15 protein-coding genes and 1 tRNA gene are annotated in these 26,177 nt (G+C 38.6%); 15 read left to right on the forward strand and 1 reads right to left on the reverse strand.

Translation table 11 applies throughout. From position 1 onward, the window contains the following. The 12 genes from J7K93_11515 to J7K93_11570 form a co-directional block, all read left to right on the forward strand. The coding region (locus J7K93_11515; GenBank protein ID MCD6117637.1) for a substrate-binding domain-containing protein at nucleotides 1-621 on the forward strand (621 nt) is incomplete at its 5' end. A 44-nt stretch (nucleotides 622-665) separates the two neighbouring features. Further along, nucleotides 666-3,695, forward strand: a complete 3,030-nt coding sequence (locus J7K93_11520) for a TonB-dependent receptor (protein ID MCD6117638.1) — start codon at nucleotides 666-668, stop codon at nucleotides 3,693-3,695. Nucleotides 3,696-3,710: 15 nt separating this feature from the next. Further along, nucleotides 3,711-7,565: a hypothetical protein gene (locus J7K93_11525; protein MCD6117639.1), complete on the forward strand. Its 3,855-nt coding sequence runs from the start codon at nucleotides 3,711-3,713 to the stop codon at nucleotides 7,563-7,565. Between the two features lie 30 nt (nucleotides 7,566-7,595). Then, on the forward strand, nucleotides 7,596-8,624 hold the full coding sequence (locus J7K93_11530; GenBank protein MCD6117640.1) for a PorV/PorQ family protein: 1,029 nt from the start codon (nucleotides 7,596-7,598) through the stop codon (nucleotides 8,622-8,624). A gap of 86 nt (nucleotides 8,625-8,710) precedes the next feature. Continuing rightward, a complete protein-coding gene (locus J7K93_11535; protein MCD6117641.1) occupies nucleotides 8,711-10,768 on the forward strand; it encodes a T9SS type A sorting domain-containing protein in 2,058 nt (685 codons plus the stop codon). A gap of 128 nt (nucleotides 10,769-10,896) precedes the next feature. Continuing rightward, on the forward strand, nucleotides 10,897-13,950 hold the full coding sequence (locus J7K93_11540; GenBank protein ID MCD6117642.1) for an alpha amylase C-terminal domain-containing protein: 3,054 nt from the start codon (nucleotides 10,897-10,899) through the stop codon (nucleotides 13,948-13,950). After that, nucleotides 13,950-16,358 carry a glycoside hydrolase family 31 protein gene (locus tag J7K93_11545; GenBank protein MCD6117643.1) on the forward strand — a complete coding sequence of 803 codons (2,409 nt, stop codon included), beginning with the start codon at nucleotides 13,950-13,952 and terminating at the stop codon, nucleotides 16,356-16,358. Before J7K93_11540 ends, J7K93_11545 begins: the two co-directional genes overlap by 1 nt. 434 nt (nucleotides 16,359-16,792) lie before the next feature. Next, nucleotides 16,793-18,592, forward strand: coding sequence for a sodium:solute symporter (locus J7K93_11550; GenBank protein ID MCD6117644.1), 1,800 nt, complete (start codon nucleotides 16,793-16,795; stop codon nucleotides 18,590-18,592). Between the two features lie 15 nt (nucleotides 18,593-18,607). Then, nucleotides 18,608-20,098 carry a 4-alpha-glucanotransferase gene (gene malQ, locus J7K93_11555; protein MCD6117645.1) on the forward strand — a complete coding sequence of 497 codons (1,491 nt, stop codon included), beginning with the start codon at nucleotides 18,608-18,610 and terminating at the stop codon, nucleotides 20,096-20,098. Nucleotides 20,099-20,305: 207 nt separating this feature from the next. After that, a complete protein-coding gene (locus J7K93_11560; GenBank protein ID MCD6117646.1) occupies nucleotides 20,306-20,977 on the forward strand; it encodes a glycosyltransferase family 2 protein in 672 nt (223 codons plus the stop codon). Continuing rightward, nucleotides 20,974-21,495: a small multi-drug export protein gene (locus tag J7K93_11565; protein ID MCD6117647.1), complete on the forward strand. Its 522-nt coding sequence runs from the start codon at nucleotides 20,974-20,976 to the stop codon at nucleotides 21,493-21,495. Before J7K93_11560 ends, J7K93_11565 begins: the two co-directional genes overlap by 4 nt. Further along, nucleotides 21,486-21,560, forward strand: a tRNA-Pro gene (locus J7K93_11570). Before J7K93_11565 ends, J7K93_11570 begins: the two co-directional genes overlap by 10 nt. Here the strand turns inward: J7K93_11570 and J7K93_11575 are convergent. Next, nucleotides 21,542-23,563, reverse strand: a complete 2,022-nt coding sequence (locus J7K93_11575; protein MCD6117648.1) for a S9 family peptidase — start codon at nucleotides 23,561-23,563, stop codon at nucleotides 21,542-21,544. The two genes, J7K93_11570 and J7K93_11575, sit on opposite strands and share 19 nt — an antisense overlap. 706 nt (nucleotides 23,564-24,269) lie before the next feature. Between J7K93_11575 and J7K93_11580 the strand changes: the two genes are divergently transcribed. The 3 genes from J7K93_11580 to J7K93_11590 all read left to right on the forward strand — a co-directional run bounded on the left by J7K93_11580 (nucleotide 24,270) and on the right by J7K93_11590 (nucleotide 26,147). After that, on the forward strand, nucleotides 24,270-25,442 hold the full coding sequence (locus J7K93_11580; protein MCD6117649.1) for a 6-bladed beta-propeller: 1,173 nt from the start codon (nucleotides 24,270-24,272) through the stop codon (nucleotides 25,440-25,442). A 181-nt stretch (nucleotides 25,443-25,623) separates the two neighbouring features. Next, nucleotides 25,624-25,884, forward strand: a complete 261-nt coding sequence (locus tag J7K93_11585; GenBank protein MCD6117650.1) for a type II toxin-antitoxin system RelB/DinJ family antitoxin — start codon at nucleotides 25,624-25,626, stop codon at nucleotides 25,882-25,884. 2 nt (nucleotides 25,885-25,886) lie between these two features. Continuing rightward, complete coding sequence (locus J7K93_11590) at nucleotides 25,887-26,147, forward strand: type II toxin-antitoxin system YafQ family toxin (GenBank protein MCD6117651.1); 261 nt, start codon at nucleotides 25,887-25,889, stop codon at nucleotides 26,145-26,147. The last annotated feature ends 30 nt before the right edge of the window (nucleotides 26,148-26,177 follow it).

The following is a 26,177-nucleotide window of genomic DNA, read 5'->3' on the forward strand; positions in this document are numbered from 1 at the left end:
GATAATTATGCCATAGAATTTAATAAACAAAATCTTCCCATAGTACTTGTAGATTCTTTTCATTCCAGCATGGATTCATTTTTTATAGAAAATAAAAAGGGTGCATATGCAGCTACAAAGCATTTAATTGATCTTGGGCATAAACGTGTAGGCATGATAGATGCGCAGTTGAAAAGCACTCCCGCAAAAATCAGGCTTGAAGGTTATAAATCAGCACTTAAAGACAAAGATATTCCTTTTGATAAAAAATATCTTGTGATCAGTGATTCTGATGAAAAAAGCGACGGTTTCAGCAGAGAAGCTGGTTATAGTGCAATGAAAAAACTTTTAATGCTTGGGGAAGAAAGGCCTACTGCTGTATTCGTTTCAAGCGATATTCAGGCAGTCGGTGCAATGAAGGCCATACGTGAACATAAATTAACAGTTCCTGATGATATAGCTATAATCGGATTTGATGATATAGAATTTTCCGAGGCCATTGGATTAAGCACAATGAAACAGCCCATGTTTGAGATGGGGAAAATGGCTGTTGAAATACTTCTGCAGAGAATATCCGGACAAATATCCGGTGTTTTTCATAAAAAATTTATACCTGAACTTATAATTCGAGATACATGCTGAAGTAATTAATTTAAAATTTATTGCATTAAACAGGGGTATGACTAATGAAAAAAAGATATGCGTTGCTTTTTTCATCCCTTCTTTCGATTCTGATTATTTTAACATCTACCCACTATTTAATTGCCGGAACAACCGGCAAAGTAAGAGGAATAATTACTGACGGGACAACGGGACAGCCTTTGATCGGCGCAAATATTATACTGGAAAATACCTTTCTCGGCGCAGCAGCTAATTTAAAGGGAGAGTACTATATAATTAATGTACCGCCGGGAATTTATACTATCCGTGCAACTATGATGGGCTATAAATCTCTTAGAATACAAAATGTCAGGGTTTCGGTTGACTTGACTACTACAATAAATATTTCTATGAATCCTGCAGTAGTTGAAACAGGGAAAAGCGTTACTATTGTAGCAAAGAGAGAAATGGTTGTAAAAGATTTAACCGCTTCCACGGCTGTTGTTGATGCAGCTGCAATGAGGTCTCTTCCAATCTCTGAGGTTTCAGAAGCTGTTCAACTGCAGGCAGGAATTGTTCGTGATGCAGGAGGCGGGCTTCATGTACGCGGGGGCAGGAGCGGAGAAGTAAGTTACTGGATAGACGGAGTTCCCGTAACAGATGTTTATGACGGCAGTTCTGTGGTTGAAGTAAATAAAGACATGGTTCAGGAACTGCAGGTTGTAAGCGGAGCCTTTAATGCCGAATATGGGCAGGCGATGTCAGGTATAGTTAATATAACAACTAAACAGGGAAATAATAAATTCGGAGGCTCTTTCACTTCTTATATTGGCGATCACATTAGCAGTCATGAATCAATATTCATGGGTATTAACGATATTAATCCCCTTGCTCTGAAAAATATCGAAGCAAGTATCCACGGCCCGATTGTCAAAGATAAAATATTTTTCTATGTGAATGCACGTTCATACAGATCAGACGGATGGCTTTATGGTAAACGCAAATACAATCCGGAAGCTTCAACAATTGCAATGCAGGGGATCAATGGTGACTGGCTGGAAGAAAACGCCCCTGACTATTTTGCCTCCAGTAAAGTTACAGACCCCGTGAATAATCTTCGTGGTTTCCAGTATATTTTGGGTACTAACAGGCAAATTGATTCTCTTGTCACATGGCAGATGCTGCCGGACTCCAAAAGAACTGTTCCTGACAGTTTCTACACTTATTACAACATGCTTAGAAATAATCATAAAAACGGTAAAGGCGACGGAGCCTATGTACCCATGAACTGGAATAAAAAATTCTATGCACAGGCAAAATTGATTTACAGAATTACTCCGTCTTTGCGGTTAACGTATAATTTTATATATGATAATGTCCGATACAATGACTATGAGAGAGATTTTCTGCTTAATCCTGACGGCGCAACAAGTAAATTCCGTGTCGGAGAAACACATATTGTGCAGTTGGTCCATACAATAAGCAACAGGACATTTTACAAAATAGCTTTCTCTCATTATACAAAAGGATTTAAAAGGTATCTCTACGAAGACATGCATGACCCCGGATATGTTCATCCTGATTTTTCTCTGCAGCAGGCTTATTCATTTAAAACAGGAGGAACATCTAATACTAATTTCCAAAGAGAAACAGGAACATCTGTTCTCAAAGGAGATCTGACAAGCCAGATTACTAATACGCACCAGATAAAAACAGGTGTTGAATACAGGGTGTATAAAGTATCTCAACAGGATATCTCTTTAAGGCCCTCTGTTAATCAGTCTCAGATAGACCTTGTTTTTGACAACCCGTATATAAAGACACGCGTAATGCCTGACAGTACAATTTATTCAAGCAGATATGTTCATCATCCAAAAGCTATATCCGCTTATATTCAGGATAAGATGGAATTTAAAGATATGATTGTAAATATCGGTGTCAGATTCGACTATTTTTCTCCTGACGGAGTTGTACTTAATGATGAAAGCGATCCGACTATTACAAATCCTATACGTGCTGAAAACAGATATCACGATTGGGGAAGTGACGGAGTGCCCAACACTCACGATGCTGACGGTACGGAAGGCAACGGAATATGGGATGCAGGAGAACCTGCAGTCACTATCTCAGAGAGGGAAAATTATTGGTACGGCAGAGCAAAAAGCAAGTTTCAGGTTAGTCCCCGTATAGGCTTTTCATTCCCTATTACCGAAGGGGGAGTTATCCATTTTTCCTACGGCCACTTTTTCCAGGTACCAAGGTTTGAGCTGCTTTATCAGAACCCTGATTTTGAGCTCGGATCAGGAACGGGTAATGTAGGAATTATAGGCAATGCAGACCTTGAGCCGGAGCAGACCATCAGCGGAGAGCTGGGGATTCAGCAGATGCTGAGTGATGATATAGCTTTATCCTTAACCGGTTATTTTCGCGATGTGAGGAACCTTACAGGAACAAGGGCTAAGGAGATAGTACTTTTCGGAGGAGCTGCAAAGTACAGTAAATTCATCAACAGTGATTTCGGATTTATCAGAGGTATTGTTGTGGCTCTTGATAAAAGATTCTCAAATAAGTTCAGTGCGTCAGTTGATTATACCATGCAGATTGCAAAAGGCACTAATTCAGATCCTGATCAGGCACGGAATGCGCTTGCAGGCGGAACCCTTCCTGAAGTTCAGCTTACTTCTTTAAACTGGGATCAGAAACATACTGTTAATGCATCTTTTTCATACAGTGATAAGAACTGGGGTTTCAGCCTTCTCGGGCAGTGGGGAAGCGGATTTCCATACACACCGAGAGCTACTACAGACATATCCACCCTTCTTACAAACAGCGAGAGAAAACCGGGAACGTACAATGTTGATTTAAGGGCTTACAGGGATTTCAAAATAGGATCAGGTAAATTGACTCTGTTTATGAGAGTTTTCAATCTGTTTGATACTTTAAATGAGCTTAATGTATACAATGATACAGGCCGCGCAGGATTTACTACAGATGAATTAACAGCAGCATCAACCAATCCTTCGCAGTATATAAATTCTCTTAATCAATGGTTTACAAATGCAGCATTTTATTCTCAGCCGAGAAGAGTTGAGATAGGGTTTACATATTCTTTTTAGTACGGAGTTTATATAATGAATAAAATATTAAACAGAACCATTATTGTACTCTTGTTACTCTCTTTCAGTTCGATATTTGCCCAAAGCGGGAGGCAATACAGGCGTTCTTCAGTAATGCGCGGGAATTTGGTGAAGACTGTATTTGGTAACTGGGGAGTAATCGGACAGCCTGCCGAGAAAGGCGACAGAGGGGCCTGGATTTATGACAACGACGGCTACATAGGAGACGTAAGCCCTTTGGTTGGTGCTGAAGTTGTTTCACAGGATAAGACATTCCACTCTGTTGTTGTATGCCCCGTTGACAGGCCGACAAAACAGCATGAGTTGTCGCCATCGGGGCAGTATTGGGGATTTGAACCTGTTGCAGGATATATCAATGAAGGGAAAGAAGGCGTTTCGCTTTTCAGTGATCCTGCTTCATGGCCGAGTCTTTGGCCTGATAAAATGAACGATCCTGAAGATGCAGGCTGGCCGGGTTCATGGAATGGCTTTTTCGGAAAAACTACAACAGCATCTGAAGAGTGTTATTTTGTAATGGATGACAATAACGATCAGGAATTTAATTATTCTGAAAATAATAAATGGCATGTGGCATTTAAGCCTGATGCGGCTGATCCGTCCAGAAATGGATTGGGGCTCGTTGTAAAAGTCCGTGCGATGCAGTGGTCGGATTTTTTGGCTCAGGATTGTATTTTCTGGCTTTATGAAATAACAAACACAAGTACAACAGATTACAGTAAAGTTGTTTTCGGTATGCTTGTAGGCACATATGTGGGAGTAACATCTACTGAAAATTACAATGAATATGATGACGACTATTCATTTTTTGATGTTCAGAATGATTTGACTTTTACTGCAGATTATGATGACAACTGCAGCAGAAATCCGCGCTGGGTTGGAGATGTTGGAGTCGTAGGTTATGCATTTCTCGAAAGTCCAGGCAATCCTTACGACGGAATAGACAATGACCATGACTCTGACAGCAATCCTTATATACACGGCACAGGCCCGTTTTTCTCTGAGGATGATTTTAAGAGCAGTGTAATCATGCCTGGTGACAAAGTTGTTCTTATTGACGATAACTACAACAGAACAGTAGTGGAAGTGCCAAACTATGATACTACTTTTGTAACAAGAGGTACAACAACAGGCCAGCATGCAGCAATTAGTATAGTACCGGGGGAGACTGAACTTGCTGAAGGTAATGTGATTTTTAAGGACGGGAAGCAATCCATTAATCCCAATGCCTACGATGGAATAGATAATGATCTTGACGGACTGATAGATGAAAATTATTATCTTCATTACAGGCAGATCAGGAAGGATCAAAAAGGGCATACTCTGATTGATATATTGAGCCCTGTACGCCACAAGGACTATATCAATGGAATAGGTGTGAATGATCCCTTGATTGATGAAAGACGCGATGACGGTATTGACAATGATGGTGACTGGAACTCCGAGTATGACGATGTGGGAGCAGACGGGATTATGGGTACAAACGACAGGGGAGAAGGAGACGGTATCCCCACTCCCGGAGAGCCCAATTTTGATCAGACGGATGTTGATGAATCAGATCAGATCGGCCTTACAAGTTTTGAATATTTTACTCCGTCAAATGATTTTTCAATGGCTGATGATGAGGATTTATGGAAACGTCTTTCTCCCGGGCATTTTGAAGTACCTGAATCAATAGTTAACAATAAACCTCAGCGGGGTGAGGACGGAGACTTTTTTTACGGCTCAGGATACTTTCCTCTCAGGGCAGGAGAGACTCAGCGGTTTTCTCTTGCACTTGTTTACGGTGATGGCGGCGGGCCTGATATGGATATTACTGATTTAATGAACAATAGAAAAACAGTTCAGAAAATATACGATAGTGATTATAGATTCCCGCCTGCCCCGGATAAACCGAAACTGAAGATTGTACCCGGAGATGGGAAGGTAACTCTTTACTGGGACAGAAAATCCGAAGAATCTTATGATCCTGTTTTGCATGAATATGATTTTGAGGGTTACAAAATATACAAAGCTACTGACCATAATTTCAATGAAGTATTTGATGTAACAGATGCAAGCGGTACTAAAATATCGTACAAACCTCTTGCCCAGTTTGATGTAAAAGATGAGTATGAGGGGTATTTCAGAGCAGGTGAAGATTTATTCCAGCAGAGCAAAGGAGCATCTTTTTATCTTGGTGAAAACAGCGGTTTAAAGCACAGTTTCGTTGATACTGATGTTGAAAACGGGAGACGGTATTTCTATGCTGTTGTGTCTTATGACAGAGGAAATGAAGAAACAAATATTTTCCCCAAAGAGTGTGACAAACGAATTGATGTCCTGCCCTCAGGAGAAGTAAAAACATTTCAGAATACAGCTGTTGTTATTCCAAATGCACCTGTAATTGGTTATAAACCTCCTGACGGCAGTGTTAAAATAAATTCAGATAATATCATCGGCACAGGATCTGTTTATTATAAGGTTGTTGATGAAGAAGCTTTGACGGGGCATAAATACAGAATTGAATTTTTTGATACTTCGGATGACGGAATTGACAATAATGATAATTGGGATCAGACTAAAGACGACGTGGGAACGGACGGTATTCCAAATTCAAATGACACAGACGATACCGAAAATAATGGTTTACCTGATTCAGGAGAGCCCAATCTGGATTATTTCGATGCAGCCGAATACTTTGTACCAATTACCACATCTTATTCAGTTCGCGATTTGACCGGATTAACAGAGTTGTTTTACAGCAAGGACACTCTTTATGTAAGGCTGGCTCATAAACATTTAATAAAAAGTTCTGTAAAAGTTACAAATCAGAACGGTGAGGATGTCCCTGATAGTAAATTAAATATTGATTATGTGAATGGAAAAATACGCGGCAAAAATAACGGTGATTTACTTTATGGAGAAAGCTATTCTATTACTTACCAATACTACCCTGTATACAGAAGCCTGTATATGGAAAAGAGCCCATATGCAGGGGAAACAAAGGATACATATAACTTCGATGGAATTTTCCTCTCTTTCCAGAATGAGTGGAATGTTATACTTGATACTTTAGCATCAGAATGGAGTACTCCGAACAAAGGCTATAATTTTACGGTAAATATAATTGATACATATTTCGGTTCAGAACATTTGCTTGGGTTAAGACATCCTTCCGATTATCAGATTATTTTTAATGATGCAATTGTAGATACTTCTCTTGAAATGACAAAGTATTTTGTAAAACCGATTCCGGTTAATTTCCGCATCTGGAATAAGACTGACCGGAAGTTTATTGATTTTATCTATAATGATACTGACAGAAATCAGGTTCTTTCTCCTTATGATGAACTGATATTTGTAGAGGGATATGAACCTGGTAAGACATTTTTTACATGGGATATATTTTTTACAAGCCTCACTGATACTACATACTCCTTTGGTACAGGAGATACCTTAACTATCAAAATAAAAAAACCGTTCAGAGCCGGAGATATTTTTGAATTCAGTACTGAAACACCGAGTATTGATAATTCAGTTGCATCCAGTCAAATGGATGAGATAAAAGTCGTACCCAATCCTTATGTTTCTGCAACTGCCCATGAACTGCCTTTACCGCCTGCAATAACCAGCGGGCGCGGTGAAAGAAAAATAGATTTTATACATCTTCCTGTGAATTCAAAGGTCCATATATTCACTGCAATGGGTGAGCATGTAATTACTCTTGAACAGGACGGTTCAATGTTTAACGGCACTTTATCCTGGAATCTTAAAACAAAAGAGAATCTTGATGTTGCTTCAGGTATTTATTTTTACGTTGTAGAATCTCCTGCAGGAGTTAAGCGCGGGAAATTGGGAATAATTAAATAATCGGTTATGTCAGATAACCCGGAGATATCCATGCAAAATAAGATAAAAAAAATAACTTTCTTGCTTGTGATTCTGGCCGGAAGCCTTGCAGTGCAGAAAATTGAAGCACAGTCAAAAGTGGGTACTTCATCAGCAGCGTTTCTTGGGATTGGAATTGGTTCACGTGCTGCTGCAATGGGAGGCGCTTTTACAGCATTAGCAAATGATGCATCTGCTTTGTATTATAATCCGGGCGGTATTGCGAGGATGGGAAAATCCCAGTTTGTTTTTTCTCATACTAACTGGATTGTTGATACAAATCTGAACTGGATTGGCCTGGTAATTAAACTTGACAATTCCAATGCTGTCGGTTTGAGTATTACACAGCTTGATTACGGCCAGGAGGAAGTGACAAATGTTTATCATCCTGAGGGAACAGGTGAGATGTGGACAGCAAAAGACCTTGTTCTTGCTCTTTCATACAGCCGTTTGCTGACTGACAGATTTTCAATAGGCGGCAGTGCAAAATACATTCAGCAAAAACTCTGGAATGAATCGGCATCAGCATTCGCCATTGATGTAGGGCTGCTTTTTATTACTGATTTTAAGGACATGAAGATAGGCATGAGTATTTCAAATTTTGGTAATGATATGCGAATGCAGGGAAAGGATCTTTTAAAGAGAATTGATATTGATCCTGATCATTTGGGAGATAACGAAACCATTGTAGGGAATCTGAAAACCAATTCATGGCCTCTTCCCCTGTTTTTCCGCGTAGGCGTATCAATGGATGTTGTCAAAATCGCAAGGAACAAAATTACATTAGCAGCAGATGCGTTCCGTCCAAGCAATAACTCCGGAAGTGTTAATGTCGGCGGAGAGTTTTCGTTTAATAATATGTTTTTCCTGAGAGGCGGGTATAAATCTTTGTTTATGAAAAAAACAGAAGAGGGGTTTACAGCAGGTATTGGAGTAAATGTCCCTATGTCCGGCGGATATACATGGTGCGTTGATTATACTTATATGGATTTTGGAGTTTTTGAAAATATAAAAATGATTTCAGCATCAGTAAAATTTTAAGGTTTTTTCAGGAGGGAGGTGAGAAATTCAAATTAATACGTGGTTTATATGAAAACAGGGGAATTTGACAATTTAGGAGGTAGGAAATGAAAAGATTTACTCTTTTGGCAGTTTTAGTCTTACTGCTTGCAGTTGCTGCTCTTAATGCACAAACCGTGAATGTTACTTTTCTGGTAAATACAGCAGCCGTACCAGATACATTAGGTCCGAATTCTGTTGTACAATTAAGAGGAAGCGGCGGAGATTTAACATGGGATGGCGGCTCAGCGATTTTTCTCCATAATGTCGGGGGAGATTACTGGCAGGGTACGTATGCTTTTCCTGCGAACACAACAATTGAATACAAATTCTATACTAACGCGGAACATGATACTGTATATGCGGGAGCAGGATGGGAGCATCAAGGCTGGGAAGGCGATCTGGCAGGAGGTAATCGTCAATTAGTACTTGGTGGTGTTGACACTACATTAGACCTCCAGTTTGTAAATGGCTGGAAGCAGGGAGCAACACAGTTCGAAGCGCCTTATGAAACAAATGATACTACTGCTGTCGTATATGTTCGAGTAAATATGCAGGGATGGGATGATTTTAATCCGAATACTCAGGTAATAGGATTACGAGGATCAAATACAAGTGATTGGGGAGAAACCGGGGATATTTCCTGGGGTACCACATATCCGTTAACAAGAGAAACAAATCATGTTAATGGCGGCAGCCAGAGATATTCAGGAGGCTATTTTTACTCAGGAGCTGTTCATGTGCCCAATACATATATTGGAGGAAGTATTCAATACAAAGTAGTTGTTCACAATGCAGGTGCTGATTTGAGCGAGGACTGGGGAAATATGGTGTATAACTCGGATCATCAGGATGTTGTGCGTGTCAGTGCAGATGATACGACTGCTCACTGGTTCTGGTTTGATGATCATAAACCAATTATAGTGAATCATCAGGATACTGTAATTGTTAATTTCCAGGCAGATATGAGCAAAGCAATTACAAACCGCGGATTTGCTTACGGCGATACAATTGAAGTCAGGTCCGGTTACTTTGGAACAGCGTCAGCGGTTAGTATTAAACAAATGGTACGCCAGGGATTTACAAATATTTATGCTGCAACTGATACAATTATTAGTTCAGTCGGGTCTGACCTGGATTATCAGTATTATCTGATTAAGAACGGTATTGAATACAGAGAGGTTTATTATAACTTCTACTATGCAGGACAGACTACAGGTGAGGCAGAAAGAAGAGCTGCTGATATAAGTTCAAAATCTCTGACAGTACAGGATATTTCCGATAGTCAGACAGACCTGCACAGAATGCCGCTTTTCAGAAACACTCAGACTTTAAGCCAGGACGTACTTGTTACATTTACATGCGATGTGCGGCCTGCTATTTATCAGCTCAAAGCCGGTGCTACTCTTGATGATATTCAGGGAAACCTTGATATATCAGACCCGGATTCTGTAATGATCCTTGGAGCTGCTATCAACGGCCCTGCAAGCGGCGGCTGGGGGACATGGGGCCCCGGCCTTATGTCAGATGCAGCTCATCAGATGTTTGATGACGGCACTAATGGCGATGCTGTTGCCGGGGATAGTATTTTTACTCTCCAGATTCAATTCTACAAAGATAGCACAAATAATGTCATAGGCCAGGAATTCAAGTTTGGAATCGGCGGCGGTGATAATGAAGGCGGTAAAGGCGGATACGGAAATAATCATATTGAAAATATTGACGATACTCAGAATACCTATACCATTGCTTCGCAGTTCGGAAGCATTAATCCTGCCTTCTACAGTGCATGGGATTATGATAATCAGGGCCCGTCAACTGGTGTTGAAGAAGATGGAATAGTGCCGTATGTTTTCTCTCTGCAGAACAACTATCCTAATCCGTTCAATCCCGAAACAACAATAAGATATACTTTGGGATCAGCGGAAAAGGTTAATCTTGCTGTTTACGACATGCTGGGGCGCAAGATTGCTACATTAGTCAATGCAAACCAGAAAGCAGGAGCATATACAGTTCGCTGGACAGGTAAAGATGATGCAGGAAGGAGTGCAAGTTCAGGAATGTATATATACCGCATTGAAGCAGGAAGCTTCAAAGTTTCGCACAAGATGGTATTGATGAAATAGGCTGGATTTAATTATTCGCTTAAATTAAAATCCGATCAGATAACAGGGGAGGGATGAAATTCTCTCCCCTGTTTTAAAAAGGCAGAGAATAATAATCCAGGAAGGTAAAAATAGTTTTGATAAAAGCAGTGAAAAAAACAATAATCAGGGTTTATATTTTCCTTTTGATTATTCTGAATACACCTGTTTTTTCTCAGAATAGCGTATCAGTTACATTCTGCTGTTATCCTTCAGGAGAAAACGTTGTAAGAGCATTCGTTCCTGGTACTTTTAACAACTGGGGGCCTAATTCAAACGGACGGATTTATCTGGGATCGCTATCACAGATGACCTTTATAGATTCGCTGTGCCTTTATGTCAAAAAACAAGATCTTACGGAAGGGAGTACTTACGAATACAAGTTTTACGAACACTACAATGATTCGGGAACAGATTATGCATGGATTACTGATCCTCTTAATCCTGGAAAGAATTCTTCTAATTACAATAATTCAGTACTCCATATAAAAAAAGGTTTTATTTTTGAGATTGCACCGGGGAACGGTTCAATTATTAATGATTCCCGGCCTGTTTTCAGTGCAAGTCTGTGTATTGATGCAAAGGATTCCATTCTTACTAACCAGTCGGAAATCTTCATTGATAATGTGTTTTACGGGAATGTTGATGATATCTTTATACCTGAGTTATCCATTGTTCATTCAAAACTGCCCTATCTTAATAACGGACTGCATTCTGTCAGGATTGAGGTTAAAACCTTAAACGGGTTGTCATTTTGCGATTCAACTGAATTCTCAGTTAAAGCAGGAGGTGTGTATTTTGTAACTCCGGATATCGACAGTCTTCTTGCTCCTGTCTATAATGTAAGATGGAAAGTTGAAACATCCCAAAAAGCAGTAAAGAAAATTACGTTCAATCAAATCGGCCGGTACCCGATTAATTTTACACCAAAATCTTCAGGACTGTATGAATATGCGATAACAGCATCGCATGGAAGAAATCAATATCAAGTGATTGTGGAAGACACTGCTGGGGCCATATCATATTCAGATACTTTAAATCTGGTTTATCCTGTTTCAAAAAAACCGGCAGCGAGAATAGATTTTGAGCTTCAGGGGGATGATATCTTGCTAAATGGCATCTGTGAGTATCATTACGGACAAAAATTGTCATATATCTGGAAGAATCAGGATACAAATTCTCTTGTTATTGAAGAAGCTGAGTCTTGTACAACGCGCACCGTACGAATTCCAAAACCGGTTTTACCGGGAGATTATTCATTTAAGCTGACAATTTACGATGAAAATGGTGATTCGGGTTCTGCTGTAAATTTTTTTACTGTGAACCGTGATTCAACTGTTACTTTTCCTGATTATGCTGCTGTTCCTCAATGGGTAAGAGATACGCGTATTTATTCATTGTTTTTTAAATCTTTTACTGCTGAAGCTACGATTGCAGCAGCAACACAAAAGCTTGATTATATAAAAGATATGGGATTTAATGTTATTTGGGTACTGCCTGTCATGGATGTTGAGGGAGAAATTGACAGAAATACAAATATAGGGTATAATATAATTAATTTATATAAAATAGAGCCGTCTTACGGAACCTCAGAAGATTTCAGGCAATTTGTAAAAGAGGCGCACAGAAGAGGTCTTAGGGTCATTCTTGATGTTACACCTAATCATGTCAGCCGTTCACATCCTATTGCCCTTGATGTACGTTCAAAAGGTATTTACAGCAGATATTATGACTTTTTTCAGCACAAAATTATCCCGCATAATGATAACGGCCTGGGCCAGACAGTATCTCAGGACGGCATTGTTTATTATACGGGATTTTCAAGTGCACTCTTAAACTGGAACTGGTCAGATGATGAAGCCCGCAAGTACATGCTGGATGTTTATACATATTGGCTGCAGGAGTACAACATAGACGGTTTCAGGTTTGACGTTTATTGGGGGCCTCACAGGCGTTACGGAAGAGAAGATTTTGATATCCATTTGAGGGAAGCTTTGCGAAAGCAAAAAGCCGACATTTTCCTCCTCGGAGAGACCTCAGGTACCGGAGAAGGTACAGAGGCTCAGTATGCTGATAAGGGAGGAGGAATAGACGCTGCGTATGACTGGGTATTCAGCGGAACAGTTGCGTCATTCCCGTCTGTAGTATCTTTGGATGGAGTTTTGTATAACAGCGGATTCAGGCCCGGGCAAAATTCATATTTTTTAAGATTTCTTGAAAATCATGATGAATTACGTGTGGCATACAGGTACAACAGTATTAACAAAACAATACCCGTATCAACAGCCATGTTTCTATCAACCGGAATCCCTATGATCTGGCAGGGGCAGGAAGTGGGAATGGGTTATGAAATGACCGGATCAAAGGAGTATCTTGCACGTTCAATCGTACAATGGGATTTATCCGGAAGAGAGAAGATTCTCGTCCATTATCAGAAACTTGCCCAGATAAGAAAACAGTTCCCTGCATTCGGACACCAGCCTGAAGATACGAATGGTGATAATAAAATTAACAGTGCAGATGAAAATGTTATACCGCGCTTAAGTACCTCGGATTCTAAAGTTTTTGCTTTTGCAAGGCCGTGGAAAGACAGAAACGGACTCGTTGTAATCAACATGGGCCCTTCCCGGACAGATGTTCAGGTTAACCTGAATCTGGCAAATTGGGCCAAATTTTCACATGTATATTCCGGTGATAACAAGTACTTTTTGAATGACTTATACAACAATAATTCAATCATGGAACAGGGGAAAGAACTTGATACACTAAGTGTGAATTTAGGGCCTTATGATGTTGCTGTATTTACAATCTCCTGTACAAAAGATTCCTTGATTCTGCCTGAAATCAAAACCGGATTTAAACAGGATAATGAAAAACATTTACCTGCAGAATTTCAACTTATGCAGAATTTCCCAAATCCCTTTAATGGAGAGACTGCCATCAATTACAATATTGTGTGCAGCGGAGAGGTTGAACTCTCAATTTTTAACATAAGAGGACAGAGGATAAAAACAATTATTAACAAGCATCAAAACCCTGGTTTTTATTCAGTATCATGGAATGGCAGGGATGACGGCGGTTTAAGTGTCAGCAGCGGGATATATTTATGTGTTCTCAGGTTTAATAAAATTATTAATGTTAAGAAATTAATTTTAAGCAGATAATGAAAAGATATACACAAATTATTATAATTCTCCTGCTGTGTGCAGGCTCTCTTTTTGGGCAGAATTCATACAGAGCCGGCCATTATCAGGAATATTTTGTAAAAAATAACAGAATAATTGTCAAGTTTGATTCTGTTGATATTTCCATATCCTTTTTAAAAGATAATATTTTCAGGTTTGCAATATCCGGGAAAGATGCAGAAAATGAAAGTGTTTCCGAAGTAGTTTATAAAAATGCGTTACTCCTTGATAGTTTAAAAATTAAATCCTGCCGAAATGCAATTTCCATTTCATATAAAAAAGTAAATTTGAAAGTAAATACAAATCCTTTGTCAATAAAAGTTGTAAATGAAAAGGGAAATACAATTTTAGAAGGTTTTCAGGAAGAAATGGTTAAAATTTCCGGACAATCCGTTAGGATAACCTTTAAAATGCAGAAGAACGACCATTTTTACGGTTTCGGAGAAAAGTGTCTGCCTTTTGACCGCAGGGGATACAAGTTCAGAATGTACAATACCCAGGTTTATGGCTACAGAAAAGAAACATCGGTAATGAGTATAAATATTCCTTTCTTCATTAATCCTGCAGGTTACGGGCTCTATTTTGATTCCTTTAAACCGTCATTTTTCGATCTCGGCAATTCTGATAAGGATTGTTTTTACTTCAGCGCTAATGAGAGGAATCTTTCATTTTATATGATTATCGGCAATAGTATAAAAAAAATTCTTTCCAATTATACATGGCTGACCGGAAGACAGCCCATGCCGCCCAGATGGGCAATGGGTTACCTACAGTCAAAATACGGGTATAAAAACGAAAAAGAGGCCAGGGATATTGTAAATTCATTTATTAAAAAAAGAATACCTTTAAGTGCTTTGATTCTCGATCTGTACTGGTTCGGCGGAATGCAGAAGATGGGTGCACTGAATTGGGATGAGAAATTATGGCCTGGATCGAATTCAATGGTAGAGGATTTTCTCTCTTCAGGTGTTAGAACTGTTTTGATAGAAGAACCATATGTAAATATTCAATCGACAAATTTTAAGGAGGCCGATTCTTTATCATATTTTGGATTCGATAAATCCGGCTCTGCATTAATTGATTCAACCTGGGCCGGACAGTGTGCTGTCATTGATATGACAAATCCGAAAGCAGCTGAATGGTGGTGGAAAAAGCACGTCCCTCTTATTAAGACCGGAATTGCCGGATGGTGGACGGATTTGGGAGAACCTGAATCAAATCCTCCTGAAATGAATTATTTGAAAGGCAGATCCTGCACGATTAATAATATCTATAATTTAATATGGAGCAGAACTCTTTTTAAAGGATATGAATCGGATTTTCCGAACAAACGCGTTTTTATGCTGACAAGATCCGGTTTTGCAGGAATGCAGAGATGGGGCACCTTCCCGTGGTCAGGCGATGTGGACAGAAGCTTCGGAGGACTTAAGTGCCAGATTCCAATAATGCTTGGAATGGGTATGTCCGGTGTCGGGTTCATGCATTCGGATATCGGAGGTTATGTGGGAAAACCTGATTCCGAACTCTATGCGAGATGGATAGCGTTTGGTGCATTTTCCCCGATAATGCGTGCACATGGAGTTGAAAAAGGTACAGAGCCGTGGTCTTTTGGCGAAGAGACAGAAAAGATTGCGAGAAGATATATTGATATCAGGTATAAACTTAGACCCTACAATTACTCCCTTGCCTACCTCAACCATATTAAAGGATGGCCTCTTGCAAGGCCTCTGGTTTTCAATTATCCTGATGATGAGAAAGTTTTAAATATGTCCGATGAATATCTGTGGGGTGATGATTTCCTTGTTGCTCCTGTACTTGAAAAAGGTGTCAGAACACGCGATGTATATTTCCCTGAGGGAGAATGGATTGATTTCTGGAGCGGCAAAATATTTTACGGCAAAAGTACACAAAAAGTAAGCGCTCCTTTGGACAAAATACCTGTATTTATAAGAAACGGCGCAATTATTCCGCAGCTTTACAGCTCTTCTCCAAACAAGCAGCTTAACAGAGATACTCTTGTTGTAGATTTTTATCCGAAAGGGTATTCGAAATTTACTCTGTATGAAGATGACTGTGAAACGAATGAATATATGTCAGGAATGTACGCAACAACATTTTTTTATCTGAAAGAAGAAGTTAATCTTGTAAATGTTTATATAGGGCCTTGTACGGGAACATATTCCAATAAGCCTGATATTAGATTATATTTGCTGAAAATACACAATGTTAAAACCAAACCTGTTTTTGTTTCCGTAAACAAAGGAATTATTTCAAAAAAGAACAAAAAATTTGCAGAAAGATGGATATATAACAGTCCGGATAAAACACTGAAGATATTCATTTCTGCTCATTCTAATAAATCTTACTTTATCAAATACTGCTTGTAATAATAAACTGGCAAGGAGGAGACATGGCAATAGTTGATTATCTTATAGTGATAATTTATATAATTGCAATTATTTTTGTCGGCATAATAGTTCAGCGAAAAGCATCGGCTGGTATTGATTCATATTTCCTCGGCAACAGGCATCTGCCCTGGTGGGCTTTGGGAGCATCAGGCATGGCTTCCAATCTTGATGTGAGCGGAACCATGATAAATACTGCATGGATTTTTGCACTCGGCGCAACAGGAATGTTTATTGAGATCAGAGGCGGTGTCACTCTTATAATGGCATTTCTTATGATATTTATGGGCAAATGGAACCGCAGAGCAAGAGTCATGACTATGGCAGAGTGGATGCGGTTCAGATTCGGGCCCAAAAGGGAAGGGGATGTCGCAAGGCTGGTTTCCGCTATCTCTATAATTATAGTAACTATTGCAATGGTGACCTATTTTGCAGTAGGCTCAGGTAAATTTATCAGTACATTCCTCGGCATACCTGATATAGGCAGAATAGAAGATCCTCTTACTCAGGAAGAGGTAAAATCTCTTGAAAGTTCAATCGAGATTGTGAAAAACAGGACGGATATTTTTCTGTCTGATGTTACTCAGGCATCTATGGAACTGCCTATGGCAAAATCGATGGAACGGGGAATGCAAAACATTGAATCCGGGTTTTTATCTATAAAAGAACACCCGAATAATATTACAAAATTATCGCGATTATCCCTGAAATTAAAAGATCAGTCTAATTTAATAAAATCAATCCGGCGGTCAGATAAATTTACTCAAATAATAAATAAAGAGCCTGACGGAGATTTATCTCTGCATTTTAATGACTTGTCAGCTCAATTCCTGAATTTTGAGCAGCAGTTTCAGAATTCGGCCTGTTATTCGATTTTTATTAGGGCACAATTTCTTGCTGCTTTTATGATGATATTTCTTGCCATGATTTATACTGTTGCCAGCGGATTGTATGGAGTTGTCTGGACAGATGTTTTCCAGGGGGCGCTGATTTTCGGAACAATATTCTATATATGTGTTACAACTTTTACAAATTTTAGAGTCCCGGAGAAATTTTTTATCTCAATACCCATGAAAGACGGTACTTTTCAGGCGCTGTCAACAACGAGAGAGGTGTGGACAAGCATTATACCGTCATTTCAGCTGCATTTTCCTGCTGATTCTGTTTATTCAATTTACAATCTGTTCGGAATTGCAATTCTTTTCTATTTGATAAAAGTAACTATTGAGGGAAGTGGAGGAACCTCTGGATACATGATTCAGAGGTATTTTGCATCTAAGAGCGACAGAGAGGCCGGGCTGCTCTCTCTGTTCTGGACATTCCTGCTCTCATTCAGATGGCCGTTTATTGCTTCAATTGCTGTTATGGGTGTTGTTTTCGGCACAACCAACGGAGTGATTAACGACCCCGAAACAGTGTTGCCTATTGTTATAAATAAACTGGTTCCTGCCGGAGTAAAAGGATTTCTCGTTGCAGGGTTGATTGCAGCAGCAATGTCGACTTTTGACTCTACGGTTAATGCGGGGGCATCGTACTGGGTCAAGGATATTTATCAGGCATATTTAAACCCGAAAGCATCTGAAAAGAAATTAATGCTTCACAGCAGGTGGGCATCAGTTATAATTGTAATTTTCGGACTTATATTCAGCCTGTTCATTAAAAATATTAATGAAATTTGGGGATGGATAACAATGAGCATCGGGGCAGGAATGATCATCCCGACTCTTGTTCGCTGGTACTGGTGGAGGCTTAACGGATATGGGTTTGCAATAGGAACTGCTGCAGGAATGATAGCTGCAATTATCCAGAGAATTATGTTTCCTCATGTGCCTGAGTATGTTTCGTTTGCTTTTGCCAGCAGTATCTCCTTTGCTGCCATGCTTATAGGAACATACGCTACCAGGCCGACAGATGACGATGTACTTTTTGAATTCTATAAAACGACCCGTCCGTTTGGGTTTTGGAGAAGTGTTCGTAAAAGATTTCCCGAATCTTTGCTTGCGAAAATTGATACTGAAAACCGCAGAGATAAACGTGCAATATGGCTTGCAGTTCCGTGGCAGCTTGTAATGTTTCTTATGTGGATAACGCTTATTATGAGACAGTGGGTGTACTTTTTTGAACTTCTTGCTGTATTAATTGCCCTTTCAGCCAGTCTCTATTTTATGTGGTTCAGGCATCTCTCAAAGGAAGTCAAAGTAGAAGCTGAAGTTTAATAAATTGAGGAGTTTATGGAAAACAGAAAAAGCGGCCTTCTCCTTCATATAACCTCTCTGCCGTCTAAGTTCGGCATAGGAGATTTGGGCCCTTCGGCATATAAATTTGTGGATTTCTTAAAAGAGGCAGGCCAGCATTTTTGGCAGATTTTACCTTTAAATCCAACTGACCTTTATCACGATAATTCACCATACCGCAGTGTTTCGGCATTTGCATTTAACACTCTTTTAATTAGCCCTGAGTTTTTGGTGCACGACGGGCTTGTTGATTCTGATGATATTAATATCAATATTGATAAAAACAGAATTGATTATAAAAAAGTCACATCCTGGAAGCAGGGGGTTTTTGAGAAAGCATTTTCGAAATTTTCTTTATTAAAAAATGAAACAGAGTTTGAAGAATTCTGCATTAAAAATCAGTCATGGTTGGAAGATTTTGCTCTTTTTACTGCTTTAAAAGAACATTTTAAGGGCAAGTCGTGGATTGAATGGCCTGATCCTTTAAAAAACCGCAACAAAGAGATTTTGTCAAAAATGCGTAATGAACTCGGATCAGGAATCATGAAAGTAAAGTTCCTCCAATATATTTTTTATAAGCAGTGGAACCAGTTAAAGAAATACTGTAATGATAATGGAGTAGAGATAATCGGAGATATCCCGATTTATGTGACACTTGACAGTTCAGACGTGTGGACGAATTCCGAGCTTTTTAAACTTGACGAAAATAAAAATCCGATTAAAGTTGCAGGCGTACCGCCTGATTATTTCAGTAAAACCGGCCAGTTATGGAGTAATCCTGTTTACAGATGGGATATCATGAAAAAAAACAGGTACAAGTGGTGGATTGACAGGGTACGCCACAATGAAAATATATTTGATATATTCAGGATTGACCATTTTAGAGGATTTATTGCCTTTTGGGAAGTTGATGCTAAGGAAGATACGGCAAAGAACGGAACATGGGTTAAGGCTCCGGCAAAAGATTTTTTTCGTACTCTGACCGCTGAATTGCCCGGGCTAAAGATAATTGCAGAGGATTTAGGATCTATAACTCCTGATGTCGTAGAAATAATTGATATTTTTAATTTTCCGGGTATGCGTGTTATACAATTCGCTTTCGGAAAGAATTTTCCGAAGAGTGAGCATTTACCGGATAATGTGATTACAAACTGTTTATTCTATACAGGAACTCACGATAATAACACTGTTAAGGGCTGGTTTAAAAAAGAGACTGATAAAAAGCAGCGCAGAAGAGTTTCTGAATATGCAGGGCAAAAAGTTACAAAGAAAAATGTAGCAGATATTATGATAAAACTTGTAATGGATTCAAAAGCAAATATCTGCATTATTCCGGTGCAGGATATTCTTTCACTTGATGAAAAAAGCAGGATGAATATTCCTGCAATAAATAGAGGTAATTGGAGATGGAAGCTGAAAGAGGGGCAGTTAGAAAATACCATTGTTGCTCAATTATCAAAGATGGTGAAAATTTATCGCAGGAAATAAAAAATTTGTCTGCTGTTAGGAGATTTTTATAATGCAGGGCAGAATTATTGAATTTATTTTTAAATAAGTACTGCAAATTTAGCAGGAGGGAAAACGTGTTATATAAAGTACACAGATATTGTAAAATTAACTTGCATTTTACTATGAGAATTTTTATAATATCTGTCTGCATTAAATCATTCCACCTATCAGAGAGTGGAACAGTTTATGGAAGTTGGAATTGTTATTCCGGCATATAATGCCGAGTCAAATATAAAGAACGTTCTTTTAAAAATTTTTAAGTACGTAAAGCCGGATAATATTTTTGTAATAGATGACGGATCTGCAGACAGAACATCGGAAATTGCTGATGAATTAAATGTAAAATGTATTCGTCACAATACAAATCTCGGTAAAGGAGAAGCTCTTAAAACCGGTTTCAGTGCGGCAGGGAAAACAGGGGTGGATGCGGTTATCACTATTGACAGTGACGGGCAGCATGACCCTGATAAAATTCCAGAATTTATCAGGATTATGGAGCATAACAATTCGGATATTGTTTTGGGAACAAGATCATTCGGATTATCAAATATGCCGATTGATCGGATTTTGTCAAACAGGCTAAGCTCTCTTGTCGTATCTCTTGTCTGCGGAAAATGGATTCCTGACAGCCAGTGCGGATACAGAATGATCAGGCTGAAAAGCCTTGATGCTCTTTCTCTTACAAGCAGTAATTTTGAACTTGAGAGTGAACTTCTGATTAAAGCTGCACGGCAGAAGAGGAATATTACTTTTTGTCCTGTTCCTGTAATTTATAACGGGACAGGCAGTAAAATTAACAGATTAAAAGATACTAAGCGTTTTTGTAAAATGATTATTGGAATTATCGGAAAAAGATGATGCTTGAGAACCTTGTTCATATTTTTAAATCTCTTCCGAAAGAAGCTGTTACCGCATTGATTGCAACTCTTCCGATTTTTGAATTAAGAGGAGCAATACCCTGGGCACTGTCAGCTCCTCCCATAGGAGGAGGGCTTTCATGGCAGAGTGCGTACCTTTTTGCAGTAATAGGAAATTTTATACCTGTTATTCCGATTCTTCTGCTCCTTGAACCTGTTGCAAAGGTTGTACGGAAGGTTAAGATAGGGGACAGTTTTTTAAACTGGCTTTTTGCAAGAACAAGAAAAAAGAGCGGAGTTATTGAAAAGTACGAAGCCCTTGGGCTCATAATATTTGTGGGTATTCCTCTTCCTGTTACAGGAGCGTGGACAGGTGCAATAGCGGCATTTATTTTTGGGATTCCTCTTAAGTATTCAATCCCGTGCATTATTGCAGGAATTCTTCTTGCAGGGGTTATTGTTACTCTTGCATCTTTGGGAGTTATAAATTTTATCGGTGTTATAGGAAACGGGGCGTAGCGCAGCCCGGTTAGCGCGCATGCTTCGGGAGCATGAGGTCGAGAGTTCAAATCTCTCCGCCCCGACAAAAGGGGCCGTCTATTAATGTCGGCCCCTTATTTAAGTATTTATCAAACCACATCAGCATACGGTAAAGAACATCAACCCTGTGCTGTTTTTCTCTGAAACCGTGATTTTCTCTCGGATACCTTACAAAACGGGTTTCAACTCCGTATCTCTTTAACCCCCTGTAAAACTGGCTGCATTGGGCTATGGGGTCAATAACGTCATTTTCTCCGCATAAAATCAAGGTGGGTGTTTTAACGTTTTTAACATAAGTTATGGGAGACATGCGGATAAAATCATCGAGATTCTCGTACGGAGTGCCAAGATACCAGGTGTCATAAGGATTAATACCAGGTGTTTCTGACCCGTATTCAACTGCAAGATCAATAACAGGCGCTCCTGATACTGCTGCTTTAAACATGTTTGTCTGTGTTACTGCCCAGGCACTCATGTACCCGCCGTAAGACCATCCGCCGATACCCAGCTTTTCTTTGTCTGCAATGCCTTTAGAAACAATATAGTCAGTTCCTGCAATAACATCCTTAAAATCTATTCCGCCCCAGTCTTTTTTAATTATCGCCATAAAATCGTACCCGTACCCTGAAGATCCCCGGATATTGGGGCACAGTACAACAAAACCCTTTTTAGCCAGAACCTGAGCCCAGGAATCAAGCCTTCTTGCAAAACGCCCGGACGGGCCTCCGTGTACATTTATAACAGCAGGGTAAGAGTCCTCCTGTTTATATCCAACAGGTTTATAAATAGACGCTTCTATCATTTTTCCGTCAAAACTTTTATATTTTATTATTTCAGGTTCAATCAGATTTAGCGTATCCCATGCAGCATTAAAACTACTTATTTTTTTGCACGATTTAAAATCCTCGGAAATATAAATCTCGGAAGCTTCTGTAAAATCACTCCCTGTAAACAGTAATTTGCCGCCTGAATAACAGAAAGACCTTGATGGATTTGTTTGGGGAGTGCCCATTAATTCGGCTTTACCTTTTACGGAAATTTTATAAAAAGAGTTTGTAAATCCGTTTTGAACGCTTGCAAGGATATGATTGTTGTCAATCCAGACAAAATTATTAACCTGATGGTCAATTTTATTTATTGTAAGATTTACAGGGTTGCATTTTTTAAAGCCCGTAATAAAAATATCATATTCATCAAGGCCGTTGTTTCTTGCACCGAGGAAGGCGATTTTTTTTGTGTCAGGAGATATTTTTATATTTGAAAAGGGCCTGGGCGGAGTTATTAACAGCTCCATTTTATTTGTTTTAATATCCAGAATGTAAATGTTGTTTGTTAAAAGTTCCGGAAAGATGTTTTGAGTCGCTGATATTAATAATTTTTCTTTTCCAGGTATCCATCTGTATTCTGAAATACGCCATTTGCCTGTAATTAAATCTGTTGTCTTTTTGGTTTTGATTTCAAAAAGTTTCAAAACCGATGGAGTTTCGTCATAATCTTCAACAAAAGCATCGTCTTTAGTATCCTTTTTCTTATCTTCCTTTTTACCTGTAAGAAAAGCAATGTACTTTCCGTCAGAAGATAATTCAAATGAGCGGATGCTGGTCTTGCTTTTTGTCAGCGGTTCTGCTTCTCCGCGGTTTAATGAAATCCGGTAAATCTGTCTTTTATCATTACGGTTGGATAAAAACATAAGTTTTTTGCTGTCAGGTGTCCAGCGTGGCCGGTTATCCGATTTATGTGAACCTGTAAATCTTTCAGCTTTTTTTAAAGATAAATCATAAAGCCAGATATTGGTTTTTGTTTTGAAATCCTTAACAGGCTCGGAAACAGTAAACGCAATAATTTTTCTGTCAGGGCTAACCTGAAAATCGTAAATTCTTGCGCTTCTTGTTGATTCCACAAAACGTGTAATTTCCTTTTTTAAATTTACTGCCAAAGAGTCTGCTTTCTGCGGGAATGCAGAATTTGCAGTAAGAAGTACGGAAATGATAAGCAGAATAAAAACAGTTTTTACATTAGGTGTGCAGGGTGATTTTTTCTTTTGCATAATTAATACCTCCTTTTGGTGTCATGGGAATTGTAAACAGGGAATGCACCTATTCTGCTTTATGTGTTTTTGTTTCTTTTTAATAAATTCCCGGATATCTTTATGTAATATAAGAAAATTATTTGTATTTTTGTGGAAAAAGATAATGTAAAAATTCCGTTGATCATTGATTATTATATTAAACCTGTTTACTCAGGCCGGTTCCCTCCTGTCTGAGAATAGTAAGCTCAGTATTAATTAAACGAATTTATTATTTGTTTCAAATGTTTGTGAAGAATAAATAATAAAAAAATACTTGACAAATCGTATAATTTTAGTTATTATGAACAATATTATTTATGCATAATGTTTTAAGGTAGACATCTGCAGGTGTGCAGGACTTACCATCAAAGGAAAAGAGGTAACATTGGCCATAGTAGGCTGTTTTAATGTTAGCTGAAAATATCAGAAGTTTAAGAAATCCCTGACTTCAAATTCAGTTTGAATTAAAATATAGTGAGTGGTTAAGATAATGATTTTATTTTCATATTGAAGACATATCTTTTTGTAACTTGGGTAGTATCTTCAATAAATACGAAAGTAATATTTATTATTTCTGTTCCGATCCGGGAATAAAATATGTAAGGTGTTATTACGGCTGTCGGGCAGATTTACAATAAAATAATTTAGTAATGAGAATCGCAGGAATTAATCACAGGAGGATTTTATGTTTTATTTCAGCAGGAGTAAAAAAAATCAGTTTGTCCTAAATGTTGTTATTCTTTTACTGTTTATCTGTCTTCCGCTGCTGAATTGTAATTCCGGCGGTGATGACAAGGCAAAAAATAAAAATCAGACATCTGCGTTTATTCACAATAAAAAAGACGGGTTGTGGAAAAATAAAAAGAAATTAAACTTTGAAGAAATATTGTCAATCGGGGACGAACAGGGAGATGATAAGCATGCTTTATACATGCCGGTTGCTATTCAGACGGATGAGGATGGCAATATTTACATTTGTGACCGCGGCGATCATGCAGTTAAAGTTTATGATAAGCAGGGTAGGTTTCTTTATAATATTGGTCATAAGGGAATGGGGCAGGGTGAGCTGATTAACCCTTATTTGATGGCATTGGCAGGAAACAAGCGTTTGATTGTTGTTGACAGGCAGAGAAATGTTAATTCTTTCAGCTTGTCCGGTAAATTTTTAAACAGTTTCAAGGTAAAAAAAGGCAGGCCGTACAGCCTGTTTTGTGATGCAGGTAAAATATACATGACATTTGCAATTCTACCTTTTCTTCCCACTGAGGATCAATACAAGAAAATGGTATTTGTGTATAATTTTAAAGGTGAAGTTGTCAATTCGTTTGGAAAGCCCCATCCAATGGGTGAAGCACCGTCCGGAAAACAATTTTCATCGGGTTTCATTTGCGGAAATAAAAAGAATCTGGTGCTTGCATGTGAGAGCCTTTATAAGATGGAAATATATAGTACTGAAGGACATCTTGAATCTGTTATTGATTGTGAGGCGGATTTTTTCCCGCAGCCGGAATTGGTTTCATTGTCCGTACCTGTAAAAATGATTGCCACCAGATCTGAAAGTAAAGCAGTTAACTTATTTCCTGACGGCAGGATTTTATTGACAATTCTTGACAGGGGAATTTTATACAAAGAGGAATACAAAAAGAGAGTTCAACCGGGTTCTGTTCCCGAGGGTTTGAAAATACATTACAGTCTGTTTGATGACTATGGACATTTACTGCAGAATTTTGATGATGATATGGAAAAGCATGGTGTCATTATTTACATAGATTCCGAGGGTCTTGTCTATACAATAAGCAGTCCTTATCAAGTACCTGTGGTCAGAAAATACCGAATATCTTTTATTCCTGTTTCGTAACAGTACAGCGCTGAGAAATAATTATACAGAAATGTTTATTTGTAAGTGTTTGTAAACCAAAATAATGACTTTGTTAATAAATTTAAAAGTGTAAAACTGTTTAAAAAAACTTGTTTTTTTATCTTTATTTTTGTACATTGGATGTATATTAAATGTCAGTACAAATAATAAAGGTGTAATCATGGCAAGAACAGCAGTAATTCAGGCGCGCATTGACCCGGAAATAAAGAAAAAAGCACAAAATATTTTTTCAGAATTAAACATTACTATGTCCGAAGCAATTTCTTTATTTCTTACTCAGGTTACTTTAAACAGAGGTATCCCTTTTGATATACGTATTCCCAACAGATTAACTGCAAGGACCCTGAGTGATTCAGAAACAGGAAAAGAGCTGCATCAGGTTTCCGATGTGAATGAGTTGTTTAAGGAGCTGGATATTTGAATATTGTCTATACTACTCAGTTCAAAAAAGATTTTAAGAGAATGAAGAAGCAGAATAGGGATCTTGATAAATTAAGATATATTATTGAGGAACTTGTCAGCGGCAGGAAGCTTGATCGGCAATTTCGTGATCATCAATTATCAGGTATGTGGAATGGGCACAGAGACTGCCACATAGAAACAGACTGGATTCTGATTTATCGAATATCTTCCGGAACTTTATACTTAGAGCGTACAGGATCACACTCAGACCTTTTTAAATAGTTTATTCAATTTAATTTCCATTATGGGGGA

The organism is bacterium, assembly GCA_021158245.1.
In the GTDB taxonomy this organism is placed as follows: Bacteria; Zhuqueibacterota; QNDG01; order QNDG01; family QNDG01; genus QNDG01.

What these genes read in the sequence shown, in the direction of transcription:
- J7K93_11535 (MCD6117641.1), top strand. Translation starts at nt 8,711, where the DNA reads ATGAAAAGATTTACTCTTTTGGCAGTTTTAGTCTTACTGCTTGCAGTT.
- J7K93_11565 (MCD6117647.1), top strand. Translation starts at nt 20,974, where the DNA reads ATGATGCTTGAGAACCTTGTTCATATTTTTAAATCTCTTCCGAAAGAA.
- J7K93_11575 (MCD6117648.1), bottom strand. Translation starts at nt 23,563, where the DNA reads ATGCAAAAGAAAAAATCACCCTGCACACCTAATGTAAAAACTGTTTTT.
- J7K93_11525 (MCD6117639.1), top strand. Translation starts at nt 3,711, where the DNA reads ATGAATAAAATATTAAACAGAACCATTATTGTACTCTTGTTACTCTCT.
- J7K93_11550 (MCD6117644.1), top strand. Translation starts at nt 16,793, where the DNA reads ATGGTGACCTATTTTGCAGTAGGCTCAGGTAAATTTATCAGTACATTC.
- J7K93_11560 (MCD6117646.1), top strand. Translation starts at nt 20,306, where the DNA reads ATGGAAGTTGGAATTGTTATTCCGGCATATAATGCCGAGTCAAATATA.
- J7K93_11520 (MCD6117638.1), top strand. Translation starts at nt 666, where the DNA reads ATGAAAAAAAGATATGCGTTGCTTTTTTCATCCCTTCTTTCGATTCTG.
- J7K93_11545 (MCD6117643.1), top strand. Translation starts at nt 13,950, where the DNA reads ATGAAAAGATATACACAAATTATTATAATTCTCCTGCTGTGTGCAGGC.
- J7K93_11580 (MCD6117649.1), top strand. Translation starts at nt 24,270, where the DNA reads ATGTTTTATTTCAGCAGGAGTAAAAAAAATCAGTTTGTCCTAAATGTT.
- J7K93_11585 (MCD6117650.1), top strand. Translation starts at nt 25,624, where the DNA reads ATGGCAAGAACAGCAGTAATTCAGGCGCGCATTGACCCGGAAATAAAG.
- malQ (MCD6117645.1), top strand. Translation starts at nt 18,608, where the DNA reads ATGGAAAACAGAAAAAGCGGCCTTCTCCTTCATATAACCTCTCTGCCG.
- J7K93_11530 (MCD6117640.1), top strand. Translation starts at nt 7,596, where the DNA reads ATGCAAAATAAGATAAAAAAAATAACTTTCTTGCTTGTGATTCTGGCC.